The organism is Ralstonia sp. Ralssp110 (genome assembly GCF_047325135.1).
GTDB lineage: Bacteria > Pseudomonadota > Gammaproteobacteria > Burkholderiales > Burkholderiaceae > Ralstonia > Ralstonia mojiangensis.
Genome location: NZ_CP168610.1, coordinates 3434376 through 3449189, shown reverse-complemented (window position 1 = coordinate 3449189; position 14814 = coordinate 3434376). Strand labels below are relative to the sequence as shown.

The window sequence follows — 14814 nt, the reverse complement described above, 5'->3', positions numbered from 1 at the left end:
CGCCTTAGATGGGCCGAGTTTCGTCGACGCTCTCCGGGCGACGCTGCGGCGCCAGCAGGAATGCGTTTGCGAACGGCCACAGCGCGGCTTCGATCAACGGCGGCAGGATGACCTGCCAGTCCGGCAGGTGCGCGCCCATCAGCAGGCGGATGACGATCGGTACGGCGTGAGCCAGCACCAGCAGCGGCAGCACATGCAGCGCCTGCGACAACACCGAGAACCACAGCACGCGCCGGTGAATCGTGATCGCAAAATACGACAGCATCGTGTAGGCCATCGCGTGTTCGCCAAGCAGACGCGCTTCGTGCACGTCCATCAACAGACCCAGCAGGAAGGCCACCACCATGCCCACGCGGCGCGGCTGGTGGATGTTCCAGAACACCAGCACGAGTGCCACCAGATCGGGAATCCACTGCATGTGGCCCCACGGCATCAGGTTGAACAGGAAGGCCAGCACGAAGCTGAACGCGATGAAGCCCGGGTTGACCGGGCGTAGCAGGTATTGGGGCGAGTTCATGATCGATGGCCTCGCTTCAGCGTTTTTGCGCTGAATCGGTGTCCAGCGGATTGCCGTCGGCGTCGGTCGGGCGCGGCGGCGGGGTGTTTTCTTCAGCGGCAGGCGTGGGGCCCGGCACATTGGCTTCGGCGGCGGCGCGTGCAGCGCGGTCCTTCTCTGCGCGTGCGTCGCGGGCGGCGTTCTTGCCCTTGGGCGCCGGCGCGGGCGACAGATCGGTCGGCGGTGGGAAGCCCGATTCGTACTTCACGATCAGCAGGTGCCGGTTGCTGCGGATGCCGGCCACCGGCTCGCAGACGACACGCGAGAACGCGGTGTCGGCCTTGCGCTCGATCTGCGAAATACGGGCCACCGGCAGGCCCGCCGGATAGACGCCGTCCAACCCAGACGTGACCAGCAGGTCGCCCTGCTGCAGATCGGCCGAGGCTGCCATGAAGCGAAGATCCAACGCCCCCGGTCGGGCGCCGCCAAAGGCCACGCTGCGCAGGCCGTTGCGCACGACCTCTACGGGAATCGCTTGGTCTTTATCGGTCAGCAGCGTGACTTGCGATTCGAACAGCGACACGCGCGTCACCTGCCCGACCACGCCGCGGTCATCGATGACCGGGTAGCCCGCGCGCACGCCGTCCTTGGAGCCGCGATCGATCACGATGCGCTGCGTATAAGGGTCACGTGCCTCGTAGAGGACTTCCGCCGCCACCGTGGGCACCGCCGCGTGCTGTTTCAGATTGAGCAGCGTACGCAGATTGCGGTTTTCCGCTTCGAGCTGCGAGGCGCGCAGCGATTGCTGAGCCTGGGCAACGGCCGATTCGCGCAAGCTGCGGTTATCAACCGCCAACTTGGTGGACGATTGCGTGTATTCGAGTGCGGCGCGTGCCGTATCGCGCGGGATCAGCACCAGGCGCTCGACGGGGTACAGGATGACCGATACGACTTGCCGGACCACGCCCAGCACGGACATGCGGGCATCGATCACCAGTAACGCAAGCGCAAGCGCGAGCAGAGCGACCAGCCGCGCGGTGGCGGACGGGCCCTGCTTGAAGAGGGGCGGCGGGGAGTAATCCATGACCCGGACGCTTCAAATGAGCACGGCAGACGCGTGACGGTCAACGTCAAGGTCAACGGTCTGCCGGCAACAGATTGGGTGTGGCGCTGGTGCGGTGCCCAAGCCCTTGGTGGGCGGAGCACGGCGCACCGGCGCGAGACGCATCTCAGCGGTCCGCGAAGGCGGCTGGCGTGACCACAACGGCAGTCACGAAATCGGCCGCAACAGCGGAACGCGGATCGGCGCGGCGCATGGTCCCGTTATTCGTACGAGAAGATGCTGCCGAGCTTGTCCATGCGCTCCAGGGCCATGCCGGAGCCACGCACCACGCAGGTCAGCGGGTCTTCGGCCACCAGCACCGGCAGGCCGGTTTCTTCGGCCAGCAGGCGGTCGAGGTCGCGCAGCAGCGCGCCGCCGCCGGTGAGCATCATGCCGCGTTCGGCAATGTCGGCGCCCAGTTCCGGCGGGGTTTGTTCCAGGGCGATCTTCACCGAGGAGACGATCTGGTTCAGCGGGTCTGTCAGCGCTTCCAGGATTTCGTTGGACGACACCGTGAAGGCGCGCGGAATGCCTTCCGACAGGTTGCGGCCCTTCACTTCCATTTCCCGCACTTCCGAACCCGGGAAGGCCGAGCCGATTTCCTTCTTGATGGCTTCGGCGGTCTGTTCGCCGATCAGCATGCCGTAGTTGCGGCGGATGTAGTTGACGATGGCCTCGTCGAACTTGTCGCCGCCCACGCGCACGCTGCCCTTATAGACCATGCCGCCCAGCGAGATGATGCCCACCTCGGTGGTGCCGCCGCCAATGTCCACCACCATCGAACCCGACGGCTCCGACACCGGCAGGCCGGCGCCAATGGCAGCCGCCATCGGCTCTTCAATCAGGTACACCTGCGATGCGCCGGCGCCGAGCGCCGATTCACGGATGGCGCGGCGTTCGACCTGGGTCGAACCGCACGGCACGCAGATGATGATGCGCGGGCTCGGGCGCAGCAGCTTGGTGTCGTGCACCATCTTGATGAACTGCTTGAGCATCTGCTCGGTGACGGTGAAGTCGGCGATCACGCCGTCTTTCATCGGGCGGATCGCCTCGATATTGCCCGGCACCTTGCCCAGCATCTGCTTGGCTTCCTTACCGACGGCCTGGATGGTCTTCTTGGCGTTCGGGCCACCTTCCTGGCGAATGGCCACCACCGACGGCTCGTCAAGGACGATGCCCTTGTCGCGGACGTAGATCAGGGTGTTGGCGGTGCCGAGGTCGATCGCGAGATCGTTGGAGAAATAGCTGCGCAAAAAGCCGAACATCGAATGAATCCTGTTTTTCGAGTCATGGGCGGCCCAGCAGCAAGATTGCGGCGCAACGGCTGCACCAACGCGCGGACGTCGCAAGGGCATGCCATGCGGTCCGATCCTGCTACTGCGCTCCCGGGAATGTCGCGGGCTCCGTGGTGGTCGACGGTGGGGTGCCGTGGCACTGGCCATCCTGCCGAGGCTGAGCCGCCCGGAGAGGGGGCCCCCAAGGAACCTTTGATTAAGTGTCGCCTGATGCTGACGGTGCGACTGCCGGGAGGTTCCCGGAGTACTTAATCAGAGGGTCCGTGACTGCACGAAGTCGCCTGCTGACTTAGAAATTTAGTCGGCAATCATACCTTATAATTCGGGCACTCTGCGGGTATTCGGCGGGCGTTTGGCGCCAAAATTGCGGCAAATCGGCGCTGTCGGGGCCCAACCTGTGCGCCCCTCGCGCGCAGTAGCCGTCGCTTGTCGTACATTGCCCGCCCGCCGCTGCACTCACTGACCCATTCCGATGGCACTCGAACTTTCCGACGTCAAACGCATCGCCCACCTCGCCCGTATCGAAATCTCCGAAGGCGAGGCCGCGCAGACCCTCACCCAGCTCAACCAGTTTTTCTCCCTGGTCGAGCAGATGCAGGCCGTGGACACCACCGGCATTGAGCCGATGGCCCACCCTATCGAGCAGGTTCAGGCGCAAGCACAGCGTCTGCGCGACGATGCCGTCACCGAGGCTGACCGCCGCGCGGACTACCAGCAATGCGCGCCGGCCACCGAAGCCGGCCTGTACCTCGTGCCCAAGGTGATCGAGTAATCCGCATAAACGGCGCTCCCGCGCCCGTCTTGAGCCCACTCCATTCGACGTCACCGGCGCTTGCCGGCAGCCCATCCGAACGTATTCGATGACCGCATCCACGATCAAAGCCCTGTCCGCCCAACTCGCCGCCAAGGAGATTTCGGCGGAGGAACTGGCGCGCCATTACCTGTCGCGCATCGAGGCCGGGGCCCACCTCAACGCCTTTACCCACGTCGACGCCGAGGCAACGCTTGCCCAGGCCCGGGCCGCCGACGCGCGCATCGCAGCCGGTAACGCGGCGCCGCTGACCGGCGTGCCGATCGCGCACAAGGACGTGTTCGTCACCCGTGGCTGGCGTGCCACGGCGGGCTCCAAGATGCTCGGCAACTACGTCAGCCCGTTTGACGCCACCGTGGTCGAACGCCTGGGCGCGGCCGGCATGGTGACGCTGGGCAAGACCAACATGGACGAATTCGCGATGGGCTCGTCCAACGAGAACTCGGCGTTCGGCGCGGTCAAGAACCCGTGGAACCTCGAACACGTGCCGGGCGGCTCGTCGGGCGGCTCGGCGGCAGCGGTGGCGGCCGATTTGGCGCCCGCTGCAACCGGAACGGACACCGGCGGCTCGATCCGCCAGCCGGCATCGTTCTCGGGCATTACCGGGATCAAGCCGACGTACGGCCGCGTGTCGCGCTACGGCATGATCGCCTTCGCCTCGTCGCTGGATCAGGGCGGCCCGATGGCGCGCACGGCTGAAGATTGCGCGCTGCTGCTGTCTGCCATGGCGGGCTTTGACCCGCGCGATTCCACGAGTCTGGAACCCGGCCGCGGGGGCGACGTGGAAGACTTCGGCCGCCTGCTCGGCCAGCCGCTGCAAGGCGCCGAGGCTGCGCGCCCGCTGGCCGGCCTGCGCATCGGTCTGCCCAAGGAGTATTTTGGCGAAGGCCTGGCCGACGACGTGCGCACCACCGTGCGCGCTGCGCTGGCCGAGTTGGAAAAGCTCGGCGCCACGCTGGTCGACATCAGCCTGCCGAAGACCGAACTGTCGATCCCGACGTATTACGTGATCGCCCCGGCCGAGGCGTCGTCTAACCTGTCGCGCTTTGACGGCGTGCGTTACGGCCACCGCGCGGCGGAATACCGCGATCTGGCCGACATGTATCGCAAGTCCCGCGCCGAAGGTTTTGGCTGGGAGGTCAAGCGCCGCATCCTGGTGGGCGCCTATGTGCTGTCCCACGGGTATTACGACGCCTATTACCTGCAGGCACAGAAGATCCGCCGCATCATCGCGCAGGATTTCCAGAACGCGCTGGCCGGTGCCAACCGCCAGTGCGACGTGATCATGGGCCCCGTCGCCCCGACCGTTGCCTGGAAGATCGGCGAGAAGAGCGATGATCCGGTGCAGATGTACCTTGAAGACATCTTCACCCTGTCGACCAGCCTGGCCGGCTTACCGGGCATGAGCGTGCCTGCGGGTTTCGGCGCCAACGGTTTGCCGGTTGGCTTGCAGATCATCGGCAACTATTTTGAAGAGGCACGCATGCTGCAGATTGCGCATGCGTTCCAGCAGGCGACCGACTGGCACAACCGCCAGCCGGCAGCCTGAGGCCCCTTACGACGTACCCGCTCCATGCAGGAGGCACGCATGAATCACCGCATCCGCACTGCACTCGGGCTCGCGCTTGCCGCCGGCCTGCTGGCGGCTTGCGTGCCGATTCCGCTGCCGTCCATTCCCGGCATCAGCCGCCCGTCGAAGCCGCCGCCGATCTCCGACCGCCGTATCGACATCAACGGCTACTGCAACCAGACCGAGGAAGACGGTTTCCGCGAGCAGGCGACGCTCACCGTGGCCGACAACAACGTCAGCGCAATGCAATGGCAGTTGTGGGTCGGCCGGCGCGGTTCGTGCCAGTTCGACCTGTCGACATTCCAGCAAACCAAGCGCCGCCCCAGCATTGAGCTGCGCGAGCGCTACGGCAAGTGCACGCTGATGGTCTGGCAGGACCCACGCCGTGTCACGCTGGCACACGCTAACTGCGAAGCGCATTGCACGCCCGGCATCTACGAAGAAGCCTGGCCGGTGATGTTCGATCCGCAAACGGGCCAGTGCGCCCGGAATGCCCGGTGATGCGCACATCGCTTCGTGTGTTGGCGGCGCTGGCAAGCGCCTTGGCGCTGCACGCTGCCGCGCAGCCGACGCCGGACGCCGAAGGCGCCTTGCCCGACATGCCGGCTGCGCGTGCGCCATCGTCTGCAGAACTTGGCGTGCAGACGGTGGAGATTCCGCGCGCGTCGATGAAAGACGCCGAGGATGCGCCGCAAACGCTGACCGCCTATTGGGTCGCATCGCCCGTCAAGGCATCTGCGACTGGCGCGCCGGTGGTGATCGCGCTGCACGGCTGCAGCGGCCTCTATACGCAGGCCGGGGCCGATGCCAAGGCGCTGGGCTCGCGGTATCGCGGGTATGCGCAGTGGCTTGGCGCGCGTGGTTACGCGGTGGTGTTTCCCGACAGCTTCGGCCCGCGCGGTAAGCCGCATGGCATCTGCACCGAACGCACCGCCACGCGCGATATCAACGGTGCGGTGCGCCGCGCGGACGTGCTGGCGACGATCCGCTGGGTGGCGGGGCAGCCGGGCGTGGATGCCCGCCGCATCGTTCTGCTGGGTTGGTCCAACGGCGCGCAGGCCGTGCTGGAGGCCGTGGATGCCAGCCGCGCTTGGCCCGCCGATACGCCCGCGATCAATCGCGCGGTGGCGTTCTACCCGGGCTGTGCGTCGGCACAGAAGCGGCCGGACTATCGGCTCAACGCGCCGTTGCTGCTGCTGGCCGGCGGCAACGACGACTGGACGCCGGCCGATCACTGCCAGACGCTGCAGACGGCCGTACTGGCGCGGCAGCCGCAGGCGCGTTTTGAGCTGGACATGTTTGGCGGCGCGTATCACGGCTTTGACGGCACGGCAGCAATCAAGGAGCGCAACGGCATCCCGAAGGGACGTCGCTATGGAACGGTCACCGTCGGTGGCGACCCGGCAGCGCGCGAAGCTGCGTTTGCGAAGCTGGCGGCGTGGCTTGATGCAGCGAACCCCTGAGCGCAGCAACCGAAGAACACCTGAACACTGAATACCTGAGTACCTAGACATTCACACCACAACAATCGACAGGACACACGCAACATGCAATGGGAAGTGGTGATCGGCCTCGAGACGCACACGCAGCTCTCGACGGTCTCGAAGATTTTCTCCGGCGCGTCCACCGCCTTTGGCGCGGCGCCCAACACGCAAGCGGCGCCCGTTGACCTGGCGCTGCCTGGCGTGCTGCCGGTGCTGAACAAGGGTGCCGTCGAGCGCGCCATCGTGTTCGGTCTGGCCATCGGCGCCAAGATCGCGCCCAAGAGCATCTTCGCGCGCAAGAATTACTTCTACCCCGATCTGCCCAAGGGTTACCAGATCAGCCAGTACGAGATTCCGGTGGTGCAGGGCGGCACGCTGACCATCCAGGTGGAAGGCAAGAGCGGCCAGCCCGGTTATGAGAAGACCGTGCAGCTCACGCGCGCCCATCTGGAAGAGGACGCCGGCAAATCGCTGCACGAAGACTTTGCCGGCATGACCGGCATCGACCTGAACCGCGCCGGCACGCCGCTGCTGGAAATCGTCACCGAGCCCGACATGCGCAGCGCGGCCGAAGCGGTGGCCTATGCCAAGGCGCTGCACGCGCTGGTGATGTGGCTGGGCATCTGCGACGGCAACATGCAGGAAGGCAGCTTCCGCTGCGACGCGAACGTGTCGGTGCGCCGGGGCCCGGACGCACCGTTCGGCACGCGCTGCGAAATCAAGAACCTCAACTCGTTCCGCTTCCTGGAAGAGGCGATCAACTACGAAGTGCGCCGCCAGATCGAGCTGATCGAAGACGGCGGCACCGTGGTGCAGGAAACCCGCCTGTACGATCCGGACCGCAAGGAAACGCGCTCGATGCGCAGCAAGGAAGACGCGCAGGATTACCGCTACTTCCCCGATCCCGACCTGCTGCCGCTCGTCATCGGCGATGAGTGGATCGAGCGCGTGCGCGCCACGCTGCCCGAGCTGCCCGCCGCCATGGCTGCCCGCTTCGAGTCGGCCTACGGCCTGCCGAAGTATGACGCCAGCATCCTCACCGCCACCAAGGCGACGGCTGCGTACTTTGAAGCGGTTGTGGCTGATGCCGGCGCTGCGAACGCCAAGGCCGCTGCCAACTGGATCATGGGCGAGGTCGCCTCGAACCTGAACCGCGCCGATCTGGACATCGATGCAGCGCCGGTGTCGCCTGCGCAACTGGCCAAGCTGCTCGCGCGCATTGCCGACGGCACGATCAGCAACAACACCGCCAAGAAAGACGTGTTCCCGGCCATGTGGGCCGGCGAGCACGGCGCCGATGCCGACGCGATCATCGCCGAGAAGGGCCTGAAGCAGATGTCGGATTCGGGCGAGCTGGAGAAGATCATCGACGACGTGCTGGCCGCCAATGCCAAGTCGGTCGAGGAATTCCGCGCCGGCAAGGAGAAGGCCTTCAACGCGCTGGTGGGCCAAGCCATGAAGGCCACGCGCGGCAAGGCCAACCCCGCACAAGTCAACGAACTGCTGAAGAAGAAACTCGGCGCAGCCTGATGAGCACCTCCACGATGAACGCACAAGACGTCGCCAACTACCTGCAGGCGCATCCGGCCTTCTTTGAAGAGCACGCCGAGCTGCTGGCTGCCATCCAGCTCACCAGCCCGCACAGCCACCGCGCGGTGTCGCTGCAGGAGCGCCAGATGGAAATCCTGCGCGACAAGAACAAGCACCTCGAACTCAAGCTGTCGGACCTGATGCGCCACGGCAATGAGAACGACCGCACGCAGCAGCGCGTGCACGCGTGGACGACGCGGCTGCTGGGCGAGGCTGACACGCATGCGCTGCCGTATGCCGTGCAGGACGGCCTGCGTGAAATCTTCGACGTGCCGGCCGTGGCGCTGCGCGTGTGGCAGGTCGGCGAGGAATTCGCGCACCTGGAAGTCGCGCAGGGCGTGAGCGAGGAAGTGCGCCTGTTTGCGGCCGGCCTGCGTGCGCCGTATTGCGGCGCCAACGCCGGTTTTGAGGCCGCCGGCTGGCTCGATACGTCTGACAGCGGCGAGCCGATCGAATCGCTCGCCATCGTGACGCTGCGAGTGCCCGTGCGGGGCGATGCCGATGCCAGTGCTGCGCCGGCATTCGGCCTGCTGGTGCTCGGCTCGTCGGACGCCCGCCGCTTCCATGACGGCATGGGTACGACTTACCTCGCGCAGATCGGCGAACTGGCCGCTGCCGCGCTCAACCGCCTGCGCGACTGAGCGCAGCCCACCGCATGCCGCAATCTGCTTCAGCCGATGCGTCTGGCGCGCAGGCGCCGCATCCGCAGATTGCGGCGTACCTTGACGCGCTGAAGTTCGAGCGGCAGCTCTCGCCCCACACGCTGGAGAGCTACACCCGCGAGCTGGCCGTGCTGCAGCGCCTCGGTGCGCAGCACGCCGCCAATGTCGATCTCACGCAACTGCAGTCCCACCATATCCGCCGCATGATGGCGCAGCTGCACGGCGACGGTTTGTCCGGCCGCAGCATTGCGCGGGCGCTGTCGGCGTGGCGCGGCTGGTTCAAATGGATGGCGCTGCGCGATGCCGCCGTCACCGCCAATCCCGTTGATGGCGTACGCGCCCCGAAGAGCCCGAAGCGGCTGCCGAAAGCGTTGTCCGTTGAACAGGCCGTCGCGCTGATGGAGCAGTTGCCTGGCGACGATGCCGAGACCGTCCGCGACCGTGCCGTCAACGAGCTGTTCTATTCGTGCGGGCTGCGGCTCTCCGAGCTGGTCAGCCTCGACATGCGCCACGTGAAGGCCGGTGCGTATGAGTCGGCGAGCTGGCTCGATCTGGAGGCGCGCGAGGTGCAGGTGCTCGGCAAGGGCAGCAAGCGGCGCACCGTGCCGGTGGGCACCAAGGCGGCGGAGGCGCTGGCTGCATGGCTGGCGGTGCGCGAGCAGCTTGCCAAGCCCGACGCGGCACCCGAAGACGCGCACGCGCTGTTTCTCTCGCCGCGCGGCAAGCGGCTGGCGCAGCGGCAGATTCAATTGCGCATGAAGCGCAACGCCATCGCGGCGGGCGTGCCGGCGGATGTGCATCCGCACGTGCTGCGGCATTCGTTTGCCACGCACATGCTGCAGTCGTCGGGCGATTTGCGTGCGGTGCAGGAACTGCTCGGCCACGCCAGCATTGCCAGCACGCAGGTTTATACTTCGCTCGATTTTCAGCACCTGGCCAAGATCTACGATCAGGCGCATCCCCGCGCGAAGAAGAAGTAGCGCTGCCCGCTTTCTCGGGCGAACCATCCCAGTCGTATGCAAACCCTGATTCTCAAGCCCGGCAAGGAGCGCTCGCTGCTGCGCCGGCACCCGTGGATTTTCGCCAACGCCATCGATCGCGTGGAAGGCAAGCCAGCGTCCGGTGCGACTGTCATCGTGCGCGCGCATAACGGCCAGTTTCTGGCGCGCGCCGCGTTCAGCCCCGTATCGCAGATTCGCGCCCGCGTGTGGAGCTTTGATGAAGCCGAGCCCGTCGATCACGCGTTCTTCAAACGCCGCATTGCCGCCGCCGTGGCGTACCGGCGCGCGTGGGTGCACGACACCGACGCCGTGCGCCTCGTCATGGGCGAAGCCGACGGCCTGCCCGGCCTCATCGTCGATCAGTACGGTACAGGTGATGCGGGCCAGCTCGTCTGCCAGTTCAGCGCCGCGGGCGTGGAGCACTGGAAGCAGGCGATCGTCGCCGCGCTCATCAAAGAGACGGGTTGCCCCAACGTCTACGAACGCTCCGATGTGAGCGTGCGCGAGCGCGAAGGCCTGGAGCAGATGACCGGCGTGCTGGCCGGTGCGGAGCCCGCCGCAGATCTGTCTGCCACCGAGCACGGCGTCCGCTATTACGTGGACGTGCGCGAGGGCCACAAGACCGGCTTCTACGTCGATCAGCGTGACAACCGTGCACTCGTCGGCGCGCTGGCCAAGGACCGCGATGTGCTGAACTGCTTCTGCTATACCGGCGGTTTTTCGCTGGCGGCGCTCAAGGGCGGGGCGCGCTCGGTGGTGTCGATCGACTCGTCGGGCGAGGCGCTGGCGGTGGCTGAGCGCAACGTCACGCTCAACGGCTTCGATCCGGCGCGCGCCGAATGGCTGGACGCGGACGTCTTCAAGTCGCTGCGCAACTTCCGCGCGGAAGGCCGCCAGTTCGACCTGATCGTGCTGGATCCGCCCAAGTTTGCAGCCTCGGCGCAGCAGGTCGATCGCGCGGCGCGCGCATACAAAGAGATCAACTTGGTCGGCATGCAGTTGCTGCGCCCGGGCGGTCTGCTGTTCACGTATTCGTGCTCGGGCGCCATCGACGCAGACCTGTTCCAGAAGATCGTCGCGGGTGCGGCGGCCGATGCCAAGGTGACGGCGCGCATCCAGCGCCGGCTGGCGGGCGGCGTCGACCACCCGCTGCTGACGAGCTTCCCGGAAGGCGAATACCTCAAGGGCCTGCTGCTGCAAGTCGGCTAGCAATTTGTCGCAATTTTTGGCTTGTCCCGGCAAGCCTCCATTGCGAAGATGCGGTCCTTCGTCTTCCGCATCACGTGCATGGCTTCCAATGCTGCCCACCATGCGACGGGCTGGGCGGCAGGTCTGATTGCCGCCACCGCCGTCGCGCAGGCTTCCCATACGTCTCTCGAACATCTCGGCAGCATCCTGGCGTTTTGCGCGGCGGTTGCCGGCAGCACCGCGCCTGACTGGATGGAGGTCGCGTGGTGGACGCGTGCTCGCCGCTTGTGGATCACGCACCGCACTGCCACCCACTGGGGCATTGGCTGGGTGGCGGTGCTTGTTCTGTCATATCAGACGCTGGGCCACGGCCATCTGTGGGCGCCGTTGCTGTTCGGCTTCGCTTGCGGCGGGCTGATGCACCTGTTGGCGGACTGGCCCAATCCGCTGGGCGTGCCCTGGATCTGGGGGCGCCATTCCCTGAACTTGTGGAAGAGCGGTCGCTGCGATCTGATCGTGGTGATCCTGGCGTGGGCTGCGGCGTGCTGGCTGGTGCGGCCGCTGTGGGCGGCGACGGCAACGCGGGTGGTTGGATGGCTCGCCCACCAAGCGCGATGAGCCCAGCGTCTCGGCATTGTCTGATGGAAGCCGGGTCTGCGAACGACTAAGTTGGAACCGCCGGACGCCACGCGTCCGTATCCAACTTCGTTTGCGCAACGCTTGCGCAAACGCCCTCACCGGGAGTCGTCGATGACACTGGATGTGACGCGCCAAGACCCTCGCTACAACACGCTCAAACATGGCTTCAACCTGCGCTGGCCCTCGACGGATGCGCAGGCCGCCAGCCGCATCGCTCTCATAGAAAAGCCCGACGATGTGGCGCCCGCCGTGCAGCGCATCATCAACGCGGGCCAGCGCCCGACCGTGCGCAGCGGCGGGCATTGCTATGAGGATTTCGTCTCCAACAACCCAGACGGTACGATCGTCGATCTGAGCTTGCTCGCCACACCCGAGGTGCACGCCGACGGCACGGTGCGCATTCCGGCCGGTACGCAGAACTGGAACGGCTACCTGGAGCTGTACAAGCGCCACAACGTGACGCTGCCCGGCGGCTCGTGCTACTCGGTGGGCGCAGGCGGGCATATTTGCGGCGGCGGTTATGGACTGCTCTCGCGGCTGCAAGGGCTGACGGTGGATTGGCTCTCGGCCGTGGACATCGTCACCGTGGACAAGACTGGCAAGGCGGCTGCCCGCACGGTGGATGCAGCGCACGATCCGGATTTGTTCCGAGCGTGTCGCGGCGCTGGCGGCGGCAACTTCGGCGTCGTTACGAGCTACACGTTCGCCAAGCTGCCGGCGGCACCGCAGGAAGTGGCGCTCGCCACCGTGGCCTTTGACTGGGCCACCATGACGCCGCCGCGCTTTGCCGAACTGCTGCGCATCTACGGCGAATACTGGGAGACGCGCGGCAAGGACCCAGACACGTGGGGCATGTTCTCGCTGCTCAAACTCACGCACAAATCGTCGGGGCAGATCGTCCTGCTCACGCAGTTCTGCAACCCGGATGGCACGTGCCGCGATCTCTCTGTCCTCAATGATTTTCTGAACCGCTTCCAGGCTTGCGCGCCCACGCCGGTCAAGGGGCGCCCGCCCGGCTACGGCCCCGCGCACAAGCAGGGCGTGGGGCAACTGCTCTGCTCCAAGCCGCACACCATCGTGCAATACGACTGGCTGACCGCCACGCAGTATCTGAACGGCTCGGGAGCCAATCAGCGCGGCAAGTACAAATCGGCCTACATGAAGCGCGGCTTCACGGCGCGGGAGGCGCAGCGCATCTACGCCCACCTCACGCGGACGATGCCGGGCGTCGACCTGAGCCAGTCGCTGCTGCAGGTCGATTCGTACGGCGGCGCCGTCAACAAGGCCGAGCGCATTGGCGACACCGCCGTGCCGCAGCGGGCGTCGATCATGAAGCTGCAGTACCAGACGTACTGGACGTCCGCCGCCGACGATGCCGGCCACCTGCGCTGGATCAGCGATTTCTACCGCGACGTCTACGGCGCGCCCGACGTGCCCGCGCCGCACAGCGGCACGCCATACCCCGGCGACCGGTACGAGGGCTGCTACATCAACTACCCAGACGTCGACATGCTGGCCTACCCGTTTTGGCCTCAGCTGTACTACGGCAGCGGTGACCTGTACGCGTTTCTGCAGGATGTGAAGCACCGGTATGATCCGAACAACATCTTCCACCACGCGATGTCCGTGCGTGTTTGATGGAGCCATCCCATGACCAATCGTCTTCGTCGAACTTTCATGCAGTGGACTGGTAGCTTACCTTTGCTGGGCGCACTTCCCAAAACCGTCATGGCCCAGGCGGGCGAGCAAACCGCTGCGTCGGGTGTGCAGCCTGCGGGCAATGCGCGCCCTCCCCGTTTCGCCTATGTCGGTACCTACACGTTCAACGCACCGGGCGGCACTGCCGGCGGCCCGGCTGCTCGCGGCATTTATGTGCTGGCGCCGCGCGGCGATGCGTGGACGCAGGTGCAGGTGGTCGAAAGTGCCAATCCGTCGTTCCTGGCCGTGCACCCGAATCAGCGCTTCCTGTACGCCATCAATGAACTGGAGGTCTACGAGGGCCGCCCGAACGGCAGCGCCGAGGCCTATGCGATCGACGCGCGCGACGGCAAGCTGACGCTGCTGAACCGCCAGCCGCTATCACTGTCGGGCACGAACCCCGCACACGTGGTCGTGTCGCCGGACGGCAAGCACCTGTGCGTGTCGATCTACAGCGGCGGCGCGTACAACCTCCTGCCGATCGGCGAGGACGGCAAGCTCGGCACCGTCTCCGGCATCTTCAAGGACACCGGCTCCGGCCCCCGCCCCGAACAGGAAGCGCCGCACGCGCACATGATGCTGTTCGACACCACCGGCCAGCACGTGATCGGCACCGACCTGGGCACCGATCGCATCAACGTATTTGCCATCGAGGGCGGCAAGCTAGCCCCGCGGGATCGCGCGCAGCTCAAGCCCGGCAGCGGCCCGCGCCACCTGGCGCTGCATCCGCAAGGCAAGCTGCTCTACGTCATCAATGAACTCGAGGGCTCAGTCGCCTGCCACGGTTACGACCCCGCCACCGGCCACGTGCAGGAGGAGCGCCAACGCATCTCTACCACCCCTGCCGACTACACCGGCCAGAAGAGCGGCGCCGAACTGCTGATGCATCCGTCGGGGCGGTTCCTCTACGCCAGCAACCGGAAGCTGAAGTCGGATCACCCGCTGGCCGACAGCGTGGCCGCATTCAGCATTGACGCCTCCGGCAAGCTCGCGCCGCTTCAGTACTGGAGCGAAGGTGTGCACTTCCCGCGCGCGATGACGATGGCGCCCGACGGCAGCTACGTCTACGTGCTCAACCAGAAGGGCGACACCCTCCTGCGGCTGCGCATCGACGGACAAACCGGCAAGCTGGACCAGCCCGTGGTGGTGGCAAAGGTGCCGACGCCCGTGTGTCTGGTGTTCGCGGCATAAGCGGTAGCGAAGCGCGAAAAGAAACCCCGGGGCGGCGCAATGCCGCCCAATTGCAACTCAATTGCAGCAACCCGCGCCACGTGGGAC

14 protein-coding genes are annotated in these 14814 nt (G+C 66.1%); 11 read left to right on the top strand and 3 right to left on the bottom strand.

Features of this window, described 5'->3' with window-relative positions; genetic code table 11:
* Window positions 1-4: 4 nt before the first annotated feature.
* The 3 genes from mreD to ACEN9T_RS25100 all read right to left on the bottom strand — a co-directional run bounded on the left by mreD (window position 5) and on the right by ACEN9T_RS25100 (window position 2863).
* Window positions 5-517 (bottom strand): rod shape-determining protein MreD, encoded by a 513-nt coding sequence (gene mreD, locus ACEN9T_RS25110; RefSeq protein ID WP_015856079.1) that lies wholly within the window; start codon window positions 515-517, stop codon window positions 5-7.
* A 16-nt stretch (window positions 518-533) separates the two neighbouring features.
* Window positions 534-1580 carry a rod shape-determining protein MreC gene (mreC, locus tag ACEN9T_RS25105; RefSeq protein WP_413707397.1) on the bottom strand — a complete coding sequence of 349 codons (1047 nt, stop codon included), beginning with the start codon at window positions 1578-1580 and terminating at the stop codon, window positions 534-536.
* A gap of 239 nt (window positions 1581-1819) precedes the next feature.
* The gene (locus ACEN9T_RS25100; protein WP_004628293.1) at window positions 1820-2863 is read right to left on the bottom strand and encodes a rod shape-determining protein; all 1044 of its coding nucleotides are present in this window, start codon (window positions 2861-2863) and stop codon (window positions 1820-1822) included.
* A 502-nt stretch (window positions 2864-3365) separates the two neighbouring features.
* Between ACEN9T_RS25100 and gatC the strand changes: the two genes are divergently transcribed.
* From gatC to ACEN9T_RS25045, 11 genes are all read left to right on the top strand, one after another.
* Window positions 3366-3665 carry an Asp-tRNA(Asn)/Glu-tRNA(Gln) amidotransferase subunit GatC gene (gene gatC, locus ACEN9T_RS25095; RefSeq protein ID WP_092974042.1) on the top strand — a complete coding sequence of 100 codons (300 nt, stop codon included), beginning with the start codon at window positions 3366-3368 and terminating at the stop codon, window positions 3663-3665.
* A gap of 88 nt (window positions 3666-3753) precedes the next feature.
* Window positions 3754-5253 carry an Asp-tRNA(Asn)/Glu-tRNA(Gln) amidotransferase subunit GatA gene (gene gatA, locus ACEN9T_RS25090; protein WP_413707396.1) on the top strand — a complete coding sequence of 500 codons (1500 nt, stop codon included), beginning with the start codon at window positions 3754-3756 and terminating at the stop codon, window positions 5251-5253.
* A 39-nt stretch (window positions 5254-5292) separates the two neighbouring features.
* Window positions 5293-5775, top strand: a complete 483-nt coding sequence (locus ACEN9T_RS25085) for a hypothetical protein (protein ID WP_045205144.1) — start codon at window positions 5293-5295, stop codon at window positions 5773-5775.
* A complete protein-coding gene (locus ACEN9T_RS25080; protein ID WP_413707395.1) occupies window positions 5775-6737 on the top strand; it encodes a dienelactone hydrolase family protein in 963 nt (320 codons plus the stop codon). The genes ACEN9T_RS25085 and ACEN9T_RS25080 overlap by 1 nt, the downstream gene beginning before the upstream one ends.
* An 84-nt stretch (window positions 6738-6821) precedes the next feature.
* A complete protein-coding gene (gatB, locus tag ACEN9T_RS25075) occupies window positions 6822-8288 on the top strand; it encodes an Asp-tRNA(Asn)/Glu-tRNA(Gln) amidotransferase subunit GatB (RefSeq protein ID WP_413707394.1) in 1467 nt (488 codons plus the stop codon).
* A 14-nt stretch (window positions 8289-8302) separates the two neighbouring features.
* Complete coding sequence (locus ACEN9T_RS25070; RefSeq protein ID WP_092974488.1) at window positions 8303-8989, top strand: DUF484 family protein; 687 nt, start codon at window positions 8303-8305, stop codon at window positions 8987-8989.
* A 14-nt stretch (window positions 8990-9003) separates the two neighbouring features.
* On the top strand, window positions 9004-9990 hold the full coding sequence (xerC, locus tag ACEN9T_RS25065; protein ID WP_092974054.1) for a tyrosine recombinase XerC: 987 nt from the start codon (window positions 9004-9006) through the stop codon (window positions 9988-9990).
* Between the two features lie 36 nt (window positions 9991-10026).
* Window positions 10027-11220, top strand: coding sequence for a class I SAM-dependent rRNA methyltransferase (locus ACEN9T_RS25060; RefSeq protein WP_413707393.1), 1194 nt, complete (start codon window positions 10027-10029; stop codon window positions 11218-11220).
* A gap of 78 nt (window positions 11221-11298) precedes the next feature.
* Window positions 11299-11817: a metal-dependent hydrolase gene (locus ACEN9T_RS25055; protein ID WP_413707392.1), complete on the top strand. Its 519-nt coding sequence runs from the start codon at window positions 11299-11301 to the stop codon at window positions 11815-11817.
* A 132-nt stretch (window positions 11818-11949) separates the two neighbouring features.
* Window positions 11950-13476, top strand: a complete 1527-nt coding sequence (locus ACEN9T_RS25050) for an FAD-dependent oxidoreductase (protein WP_413707391.1) — start codon at window positions 11950-11952, stop codon at window positions 13474-13476.
* A 12-nt stretch (window positions 13477-13488) separates the two neighbouring features.
* Window positions 13489-14727, top strand: a complete 1239-nt coding sequence (locus ACEN9T_RS25045) for a lactonase family protein (protein WP_413707390.1) — start codon at window positions 13489-13491, stop codon at window positions 14725-14727.
* The last annotated feature ends 87 nt before the right edge of the window (window positions 14728-14814 follow it).